The sequence below is a fragment of the Marinobacter alkalisoli genome (genome assembly GCF_045449795.1).
Taxonomy (GTDB): domain Bacteria; phylum Pseudomonadota; class Gammaproteobacteria; order Pseudomonadales; family Oleiphilaceae; genus Marinobacter.
In genome coordinates, this window is record NZ_JBJJLB010000007.1 from 1 (window position 1) to 7,730 (window position 7,730).

The 7,730-nt window shown below is 51.1% G+C and carries 10 protein-coding genes; 2 read left to right on the plus strand and 8 right to left on the minus strand.

Features of this window, described 5'->3' with window-relative positions; all coding sequences use genetic code 11:
• The first annotated feature begins 78 nt into the window (after positions 1-78).
• Positions 79-1,650 (plus strand): transposase, encoded by a 1,572-nt coding sequence (locus tag ACJO3M_RS03315; RefSeq protein WP_406999717.1) that lies wholly within the window; start codon positions 79-81, stop codon positions 1,648-1,650.
• A 193-nt stretch (positions 1,651-1,843) separates the two neighbouring features.
• Here the strand turns inward: ACJO3M_RS03315 and ACJO3M_RS03320 are convergent, their stop codons facing one another.
• The 8 genes from ACJO3M_RS03320 to ACJO3M_RS03355 all read right to left on the minus strand — a co-directional run bounded on the left by ACJO3M_RS03320 (position 1,844) and on the right by ACJO3M_RS03355 (position 6,450).
• Positions 1,844-2,308 (minus strand): hypothetical protein, encoded by a 465-nt coding sequence (locus ACJO3M_RS03320; RefSeq protein WP_406999718.1) that lies wholly within the window; start codon positions 2,306-2,308, stop codon positions 1,844-1,846.
• A gap of 512 nt (positions 2,309-2,820) precedes the next feature.
• Positions 2,821-3,291, minus strand: a complete 471-nt coding sequence (locus tag ACJO3M_RS03325) for a GNAT family N-acetyltransferase (protein WP_406999720.1) — start codon at positions 3,289-3,291, stop codon at positions 2,821-2,823.
• Between the two features lie 117 nt (positions 3,292-3,408).
• A complete protein-coding gene (locus ACJO3M_RS03330) occupies positions 3,409-3,702 on the minus strand; it encodes a DUF2004 domain-containing protein (RefSeq protein WP_406999722.1) in 294 nt (97 codons plus the stop codon).
• A 102-nt stretch (positions 3,703-3,804) separates the two neighbouring features.
• Positions 3,805-4,254, minus strand: coding sequence for a GNAT family N-acetyltransferase (locus ACJO3M_RS03335; RefSeq protein WP_406999724.1), 450 nt, complete (start codon positions 4,252-4,254; stop codon positions 3,805-3,807).
• 131 nt (positions 4,255-4,385) lie between these two features.
• Positions 4,386-4,769: a hypothetical protein gene (locus ACJO3M_RS03340; RefSeq protein ID WP_406999726.1), complete on the minus strand. Its 384-nt coding sequence runs from the start codon at positions 4,767-4,769 to the stop codon at positions 4,386-4,388.
• Positions 4,770-4,875: 106 nt separating this feature from the next.
• Positions 4,876-5,283: a hypothetical protein gene (locus tag ACJO3M_RS03345; RefSeq protein ID WP_406999728.1), complete on the minus strand. Its 408-nt coding sequence runs from the start codon at positions 5,281-5,283 to the stop codon at positions 4,876-4,878.
• Positions 5,284-5,379: 96 nt separating this feature from the next.
• On the minus strand, positions 5,380-5,811 hold the full coding sequence (locus ACJO3M_RS03350; RefSeq protein WP_406999729.1) for a hypothetical protein: 432 nt from the start codon (positions 5,809-5,811) through the stop codon (positions 5,380-5,382).
• Positions 5,812-5,904: 93 nt separating this feature from the next.
• The gene (locus ACJO3M_RS03355) at positions 5,905-6,450 is read right to left on the minus strand and encodes a GNAT family N-acetyltransferase (RefSeq protein ID WP_406999731.1); all 546 of its coding nucleotides are present in this window, start codon (positions 6,448-6,450) and stop codon (positions 5,905-5,907) included.
• Between the two features lie 295 nt (positions 6,451-6,745).
• Here ACJO3M_RS03355 and ACJO3M_RS03360 point away from each other — a divergent pair, with 295 nt between their 5' ends.
• Positions 6,746-7,699 (plus strand): IS110 family RNA-guided transposase, encoded by a 954-nt coding sequence (locus ACJO3M_RS03360; RefSeq protein WP_406998860.1) that lies wholly within the window; start codon positions 6,746-6,748, stop codon positions 7,697-7,699.
• Positions 7,700-7,730 lie beyond the last annotated feature (31 nt).

Here is a 7,730-nt window from a genome sequence, read left to right on the forward strand (position 1 = left end):
GCGTTGAGGCTGTAGAAAAACCCCGAAATCACCGCTTCGGTTTGGTAGGATCAGGCAAACGGACAAGGAGTCGTTGGCATGCCCCGCTTCAAGCATTACAACTACGACCAGGATGCCATGGTCGTGATCAACTACCAGGAACAGCTTCAACCCGGCACCTTTGAACACGCGGTGCACTACCTGATCGAACACAAGCTGGACCTGTCGGTGTTCCACCCCAAGTACCGCAACGAAGACACCGGCCGGCTGGCTTACGATCCGGCCATCCTGCTGAAGATCATCCTGTTTGCCTACTCCAAAGGCATCACCTCCAGCCGTGAGATGCAGTGGTGCTGCGAGACCAACATCATCTTCAAGGCACTATCCTGCGATACCGTTCCTCACTTCACGACATTGGCCAAGTTTGTCAGCAGCCATTCCGGCGAGATTGAAGAGCTGTTCGAGCAGGTACTGCTGGTGTGCCATGAACAGGGTCTTCTGGGCAACGAACTCTTTGCTATCGACGGCTGCAAGATGTCCTCCAACGCCGCCAAGGAATGGTCGGGCACCTTTAAAGAGTTGGGTGAGAAACGAGAGAAACTGCGACGACTGATCCGTCACCACTTGAAGGAGCATTACGAGCGGGATGAGGCGGAAACTGAGGCCGAACTGGATCGGGATATCCGTCGGGCGAACACCATCCTCTCGCTGGATGAAGCCATGAACAAAGTGGACCGCTTCCTAAAGACGAACCGCCCAAGGATGGGCCGGGGAAAGCGGAGCAAGGAAGTGAAGAGCAACCTGACGGATAACGAAAGCGCCAAGATGACCACCAGCAAGGGCACGATCCAGGGCTATAACGGCGTGGCCACGGTGGACAAGAAACACCAGGTGATCATTGATGCCCAGGCCTTTGGCGAAGGCCAGGAACACCACACTCTACAGCCGGTACTGGAAACCGTCGAAGCCCGTTACAAAAAGCTGGGCATCGCCGAGAGCATCTACCAACAAGGCACGGTCGTCACCGCCGACACCGGCTTCGCCAACGAAGCCAATATGAAGTATCTGCACGAACGGCAGATCAACGGCTACGTGCCAGACAACCGGTTCCGCAGCCGGGATCCGAAGTTCCAGAACCAGAAAGACAAGTACGGCAAACGCCATCAGAATTTGCCGGATACAGGCTGGAAGAAAACCATCCCGGCCAGTGAATTCCAGTTCGATCCAGTGAACCTGACGTGCATCTGCCCGGCGGGTAACGCCATTAGTTATCAGGGCACACGCGAAGCCGAGAATGGCAAAATCCGGGTGCACTTCGAAGGGCGTTTGCTGCAATGCCGACACTGCCCCAAGAAGCATCAATGTATGCAGAATCCGGCCTCCGCCGACCACCGAAAAGGCTCTGGCAGGCAAGTCTCGTTCACCATCGAGAACAAGCGCCTGCCCAACTACACCGACTGGATGAAGCACCGAGTGGATAGCCCGCAGGGCAAGGAAATCTACAGTCATCGCATGTCAGTGGTCGAGCCGGTGTTCGGCAATATTGGTACCACGAAGCGGCTGAACCGCTTCAGCCTGAGAGGTAAGAAGAAGGTACAGGGCCAGTGGCAGCTATACTGCCTAGTGCACAATATTGAGAAGCTGGCGAATTACGGGCGGTTAGCCGCGTGATGCAGGGACCAGAAGAGCCGGAAATGGGGCTTCTGGAAGTCAGCAATACCGGCGCTGGCAGCGCCAAATCGGCCGAAACTAATGGCTGAACAGCGGAGTCGCGATCATCGGCTAGCGGATGGCCGCTACAAAAATTTTAGGAACCAGGCGCTGGGGACGGCTCGAAATCGAGTTTTTCTACAGCCTCGTTAGATTATTGTGTCCTTAGTTCGGAGCGTACATATGCATTCGACACTAGGGCCGCCGTCAAGAAGTAAAAAGCCTTCCTCAGCATGTTCCTGAAAGTTCGCTTTCTGTTTATCGTCTTAGGTGTGTAATTGAGTACCGCACATGCCCAATCCTTCAGCTCCTTATAGTGGCCTTTGAACTCAAGCTGATGTGCCAGCTTGTTTCTAATTCGGTTGATTTCCTTCAGGTGCTTAACCGAATCGACCAATTCGAGTGGGTCTCCACCCTCGAGCGCAACCAACAAGTCGAGCTTCTTGCTGAACATTAAGTTCAAACCATCCAGCCTTTTCCGGTCTGGTATATGGAGAGAAAGTTGCGCATTTAGCGCCTGCTCCAGTATCAAGTGGCCTTTGAGTAGTAGCAACTCTATCTCATCATCTTTATTCAGATGAGAGTCCAGAGAATCTAAAATATGATCAGGTGTCATCATAAAATCTAACGCCGCCAGCACGCGCGGCTTTGTAGTGGAGGCGAAGCCGCAACGAAAAAGGCGTCGCCGTGACTGGCATTGTTAAAGCCTTTATCGGGGTGGCAGGAAGTAGCCGGCATTCCGAAGCTCCTGAATTCTGTATCTACCAAGGTAGAACACACTTGGAATTACAACGACTCCCCACGCCACCAATACTGCGCTCAAGTTTAAGTTGGACGTCTGCATCTCAGGTCTGAACTCGCCAAGCATGTAGAAAAGCGGAGCAACCAACACCATTGAATACAACACGTACATGGGCAGAGCGATTAGCATCTTGAGAGCACCCGAAAAATGCCTCGCTATGCTGAGAAGCGCGCCCACATAGCCCAATGTGGCCAAAAAGGCTCCTGGCACTCCAACTGCGACGATTAATAAAATATGCCAAACCATAGAAGCTTTAACGCCCGCAGCATGCGCGGCTTTGGAATGGAGGCGAAGCCGCAATGGAAAAGACGTCGCCGTGCCTGCGATTGTTAGGAGATTTTATACTCCATGAACACAGCTTCCGGGTGAGGGTTGAACCGGTACGGCTCGATTTCCTTAAAGCCAAAAGCTTGGTACAACCGCAAAGCGTTATCAAGCTCACGAATGCTGTCCAGCCTCACTGAACCATAGCCCATTTCTCTCGCCTGACGGAGGAAAGCTTCAGTCAGAGCTTTGCCAACACCCATGCCATGGTAGTTTGGAAGAACATACATCCGCTTCATCTCAGCAACACCGGGCTCGAATTCTCTGAGGCCGACAGCACCAACGTGAACACCCTCCAACGAGGCCAGCAATAGCGCGCCTTTGGGTGGACCGTACATGCTTGGTAGCGATGCCAACTCGCTGGAAAACCCCTGAAACTCTAGGTCCAGCCCCAGAAATTCCGCATACGCACGAATCAACCTGCCACCTAGATCAAACTGCTCGGTGGTCTCAGCCACCTCAATATTTACGGACATCCTTATCTCCTAACGCCGTTGTTCAGCGGCAGCCTTGGCAGAGCGAAGCGGCGACAAGGCTGTCCGGTGGAGGGCCTTCAGGCCCGGAACGAACTGGAACACTTGGTTAGGTGGAGGCTAGCTCTCCATGACGATTTCTTCGATTTTCCCCTCGTCGTCGAATGACACACTAACCACGTAATCCGTCACGTCATCAGGAAGAGTAAAGTCGTATACCTCTTCGTCATCCCATTTTTCTCTGAGGACCAGTAGCCCAATTACTTGCTCATTGGATGGTGCAGAGACTCCTAGATGCTTCTGCCAATAACTCTCTGGAAGCTCTTCCAGGTGATGCGAAACGAACCCATCAATTCCGTACTCGCCCGCTTCGGTGCCGGCTGATCGTTTGATAGCTTTCTCTTGGTTGCTCATAAATACACCTAACGCAAGCGCACAACGGCGCCCTTGTAATGGAGGCGCAGCCGCAATGTAAAGGGCGTCCGGCGGCCGTAGGCCGCGAATTGATGCGCCTTGTTAGGCACCGCGACCTCGATTTTCAGGATAGATAACATACGTTTTCACATTACTTGGTTCATACTTGATGACTGCACTAAACTTCGAGATCAGAGAGCGCATGGCCGTATTGTCGTTGGCGACAACCAACTCAATTGGAAGATCGAGGTCTAGAAGATGAGATATGGTACTTTTCCCTATCCCCTTCCTTTTTCCAGCCTCGCAGACATGAAGCTCATGCAAATACAGGGTCGTCGTATCTGGCACCTCTAAGCAGGTATTCGTTATTTCGGCTTCGCAAAAACCCGCAATTCTTTGCTGATACAATATTAAGTAAACATTGCCCGTATCTTTTTCACTGTAAACTCTCTGAGAATACGGGTAGTTACTTCTAGTTTCATTAACAAAGGAAAGAATCTCCTCTGACTTTCCTTTATCAATATAACGTTTAAATTTTCTTAGCTTGATCATTTTAACGCCTAACGCCGCTCAGCACGCGCGGCTACGAAATGGAGGCGAAGCCGCAATGTAGTAGCCGTCGCCGTGACTGGCATGGTTATGTTCTCCAAACGTATAGCACTGGAACCGCGAGTCCGTCCTGGTTAACGAAGCCTCAATAATTTTTGAAGTTCTTTCAGTGCATTAACCACCCGGTAGAACTCGTCCTTAATTGGCTCAGGCGCTTTATATGGCACGTTGCCTTCAGTGTGGGCCAAACGAATTGCCTCGTGATAATTCTCAATGAGCGAGTCCAATTTTTTGCGTTGACGTCTCGTCAAGTGGGGTTTGAGCCGTGAAATATCGGCATCGTTCCATTTCGCCCAAACATACCCGTTTTGCGCCTGTTCCTCTGCCTGGATCAGCCGCTCATATATGGGAGCGGCTACCTGATTGAATTCTTTACGCCTGTCACGCCCCAGCGCAAGACGATGGCCAATTAACCCACCGACCAATAAACCAAAGATTACTGAGAGCAGTTCCGACAACTATCCAAACTCCGAGTTTTTGAAAAAAACATAACGCCAGCCAGCATGCGCGGCTTCGGAATGGAGGCGAAGCCGCAATGCAGTAGGCGTCGCGTGCCTGGCCTTGTTACGAAAGAAGGTCATCAAGTTTTCTCTCAGCTTGCTTGAGTGCAATTCTTTTTGACAGGTCAACTACCGCTGAAATCCCTTCATTCCTAAATTTATCAAGAACAACTTCTTTAATACTTGGCTTAGTTATGGCATCAGCAAAATCATGCCCCTCTGCAGTTAGCCTTAGGGCAACAAGCCAATAATCATACTCATTCGTGTTGTCATTGAACTGAATACCGATGGTTTGACCACGAGTTCCTGGGCCAGTGATAATCGATTTATCTCTGAGGATCAGCAGATGAAAAAATAATTTGTTGTCATCTTCGTTTAGCTCTTTTTTGAAATTACTCAGATATAGCACTGGACTATCAGAGTCTAAGAACCTATTCAGAATGCCCGAAATATACTCGTAGTCTACCCGCATAATCTAAACCTAATTATTCGTAACGCCGCTCAGCACGCGCGGCTACGGAATGGAGGCGAAGCCGCAATGTAGTAGACGTCGCCGTGACTGGCTTGGTTATGTGGTCTCGGCTCCGAAGTGGTGCAGCACTGCTTGTGAGATGAGAGGGCGCATGGCCGAAACAGATTCATCATTCTTGTACCAAAGGACGTACGTGTAATCCCAATCTTCCGTGAGCAAACAGTCAAGCTCGGGTATTACGAGTCTGATAAAGTTACTCGAGTCTTTTTCCATGGCCTCCTCGTAGCTCTGCAAAACTTCGCGAGGATGAACAACCTTATGGCAAAGCTGCTGGCTGGAGTCAACGAGGTATGCCTCATACTGCTCGCAGACAAGGCCTAACAGAACATTGAACCGTTCCCACTCCGCCTTGGTGATCTCATCAAGTTTGTGGAGATTTTCCTCTCCCAGCCACCCATCAAAGAGTGATATGAACTCTTTCTCGAATTCGGGTCTTACTTCCCAATCATCGAAGTATCTACTGTACATAAACTACTTGGACCACATAACGCCGCTCAGCACGCGCGGTTACGGAATGGAGGCGCAGCCGCAATGCAGTAGACGTCGCCGTGACTGGCTTGGTTATAAGGCATGTAGCTCCCAGTGTTCTCTGTTTATCTTGTACAAAACATGCTCGCAAAGCGGGTCTGAAGGTTCTAGGTCCGGATGCTCAAATTTGCTGGCATAAGACATCCCGATTTTTTCCATGACGGCTTGAGAACGAATGTTGCGTACTGTCGTAAAAGAGACCACCTCTTTTAAACCCAAGTGAGTAAAAGCATATCGCAATGACTCGCTGGCGGCCTCTGCCGCGTAACCCATACCCCAATATTGTTTCGCAAGACGCCAGCCGATCTCAACACATGGTGAGAACGGCATGCTTTCTTTGGGGATGTGCAGGCCGACAAATCCAACAAACTTACGTTGACCAGGGATCTCAACAGCCCAGAACCCCCACCCACGTTCAGCAATGAGAGACTTGATTTTTCTCCCCATACCGTAGCTTTCTTCCTCCGTCAGAAGCTTCGGGAAGAACTCCATCACGTCCTTATCCCTACACATCTGCGAAAAGGGATAAAGGTCTTCGTCATGCCATTGCCGAAGTATCAATCTTTCCGTTCTAATCATGTGCCAGATGATGCCTTATAACGCCGCTCAGCACGTGCGGCTACGGAATGGAGGCGCAGCCGCAATGCAGTAGACGTCGCCGTGACTGGCCTTGTATGGATAATTTCTGCCGTGTTTGGGTAAATTGAGGCCCACCCCCAGTGGCCGCTGGGGGCCTTCATGCAGCAGCTCGATGTTGGCAGGCTCCTCATTCGAGAGACCGGTAACAAGTGCGTAGCGCTGCATGACTCTCAAGCGATAACTCGTACAGTCATCGGGGCCTCGAGCCCGTATAGCAAGGCAGAGTCAGCTTATTATGAACACCACAGAAATCCAAACTTCACTGAATATCGGTGTCGACGTTGGTAAAGCCAACCTTGATATCGCTCTCCATCCTTCCGGACAGTTTTATTCAATTCCCAATAGCGAAGCCCACATTCGTCGGTTCGTGAAGATCCTCAAGGACTACGATATTGAACGAATCGTGGTGGAGGCCACAGGGCGCCATGAGCATGCCCTGGTTCAGGCCTGCAATCAGGCAGGCTTACCGATCATAGTCGTCAATCCCACCAGTGTCAGACGTTACGCTCAGGCCATCGGCGTGCTCGCCAAAACTGACCGTATTGATGCCCAGGTGATTGCCAAATATGCTGCCACACTCAAGCCGGAATTCAGACCTATCCCGGACAAAACATCACAAAAGATCAGAGACTTATTGGCCAGGCGGGCTCAGCTTATGGAGATGTCCACCATGGAGAAAAACCGTCTCCAGATCATGCCAAAACCCCTTCACCGATCCATTAAAAGCTTACTCAGGATGCTGCAGAGCCAGATTGAAACGATCACCCGACAAATCGAGCAGGAAGTGGCCAAAGTGGATCACTGGCGTACCAAAATGGACATCATGACCAGTGTGCCCGGTGTCGGAAAAGTGCTCGCCTACACCTTCCTGAGTGAGCTGCCGGAGCTCGGCTCTCTGAACCGAAAGGAGATCGCCGCACTGGTCGGTGTCGCACCCATCAATCGAGACAGCGGCAAGCTCAATGGCAAACGGAGGATACGAGGTGGGCGCCCCAGAGTCCGAACCGTGATGTTCATGGCCATGCTCTCATCCATTCAGTGCAATCCCGTTTTCAAACGCTTTTACGAACGCTTGAAGGCCCAGGGGAAGATTCCAAAAGTGGCCGTCGTTGCCTGCATGCGAAAGATGATTGTGGTGCTCAATACCATGGTCAAAAATCAGGAACCGTGGCGTGAAAAAGTGGCTTAATATATGCGATTGACACCACAGTCACTTGTTA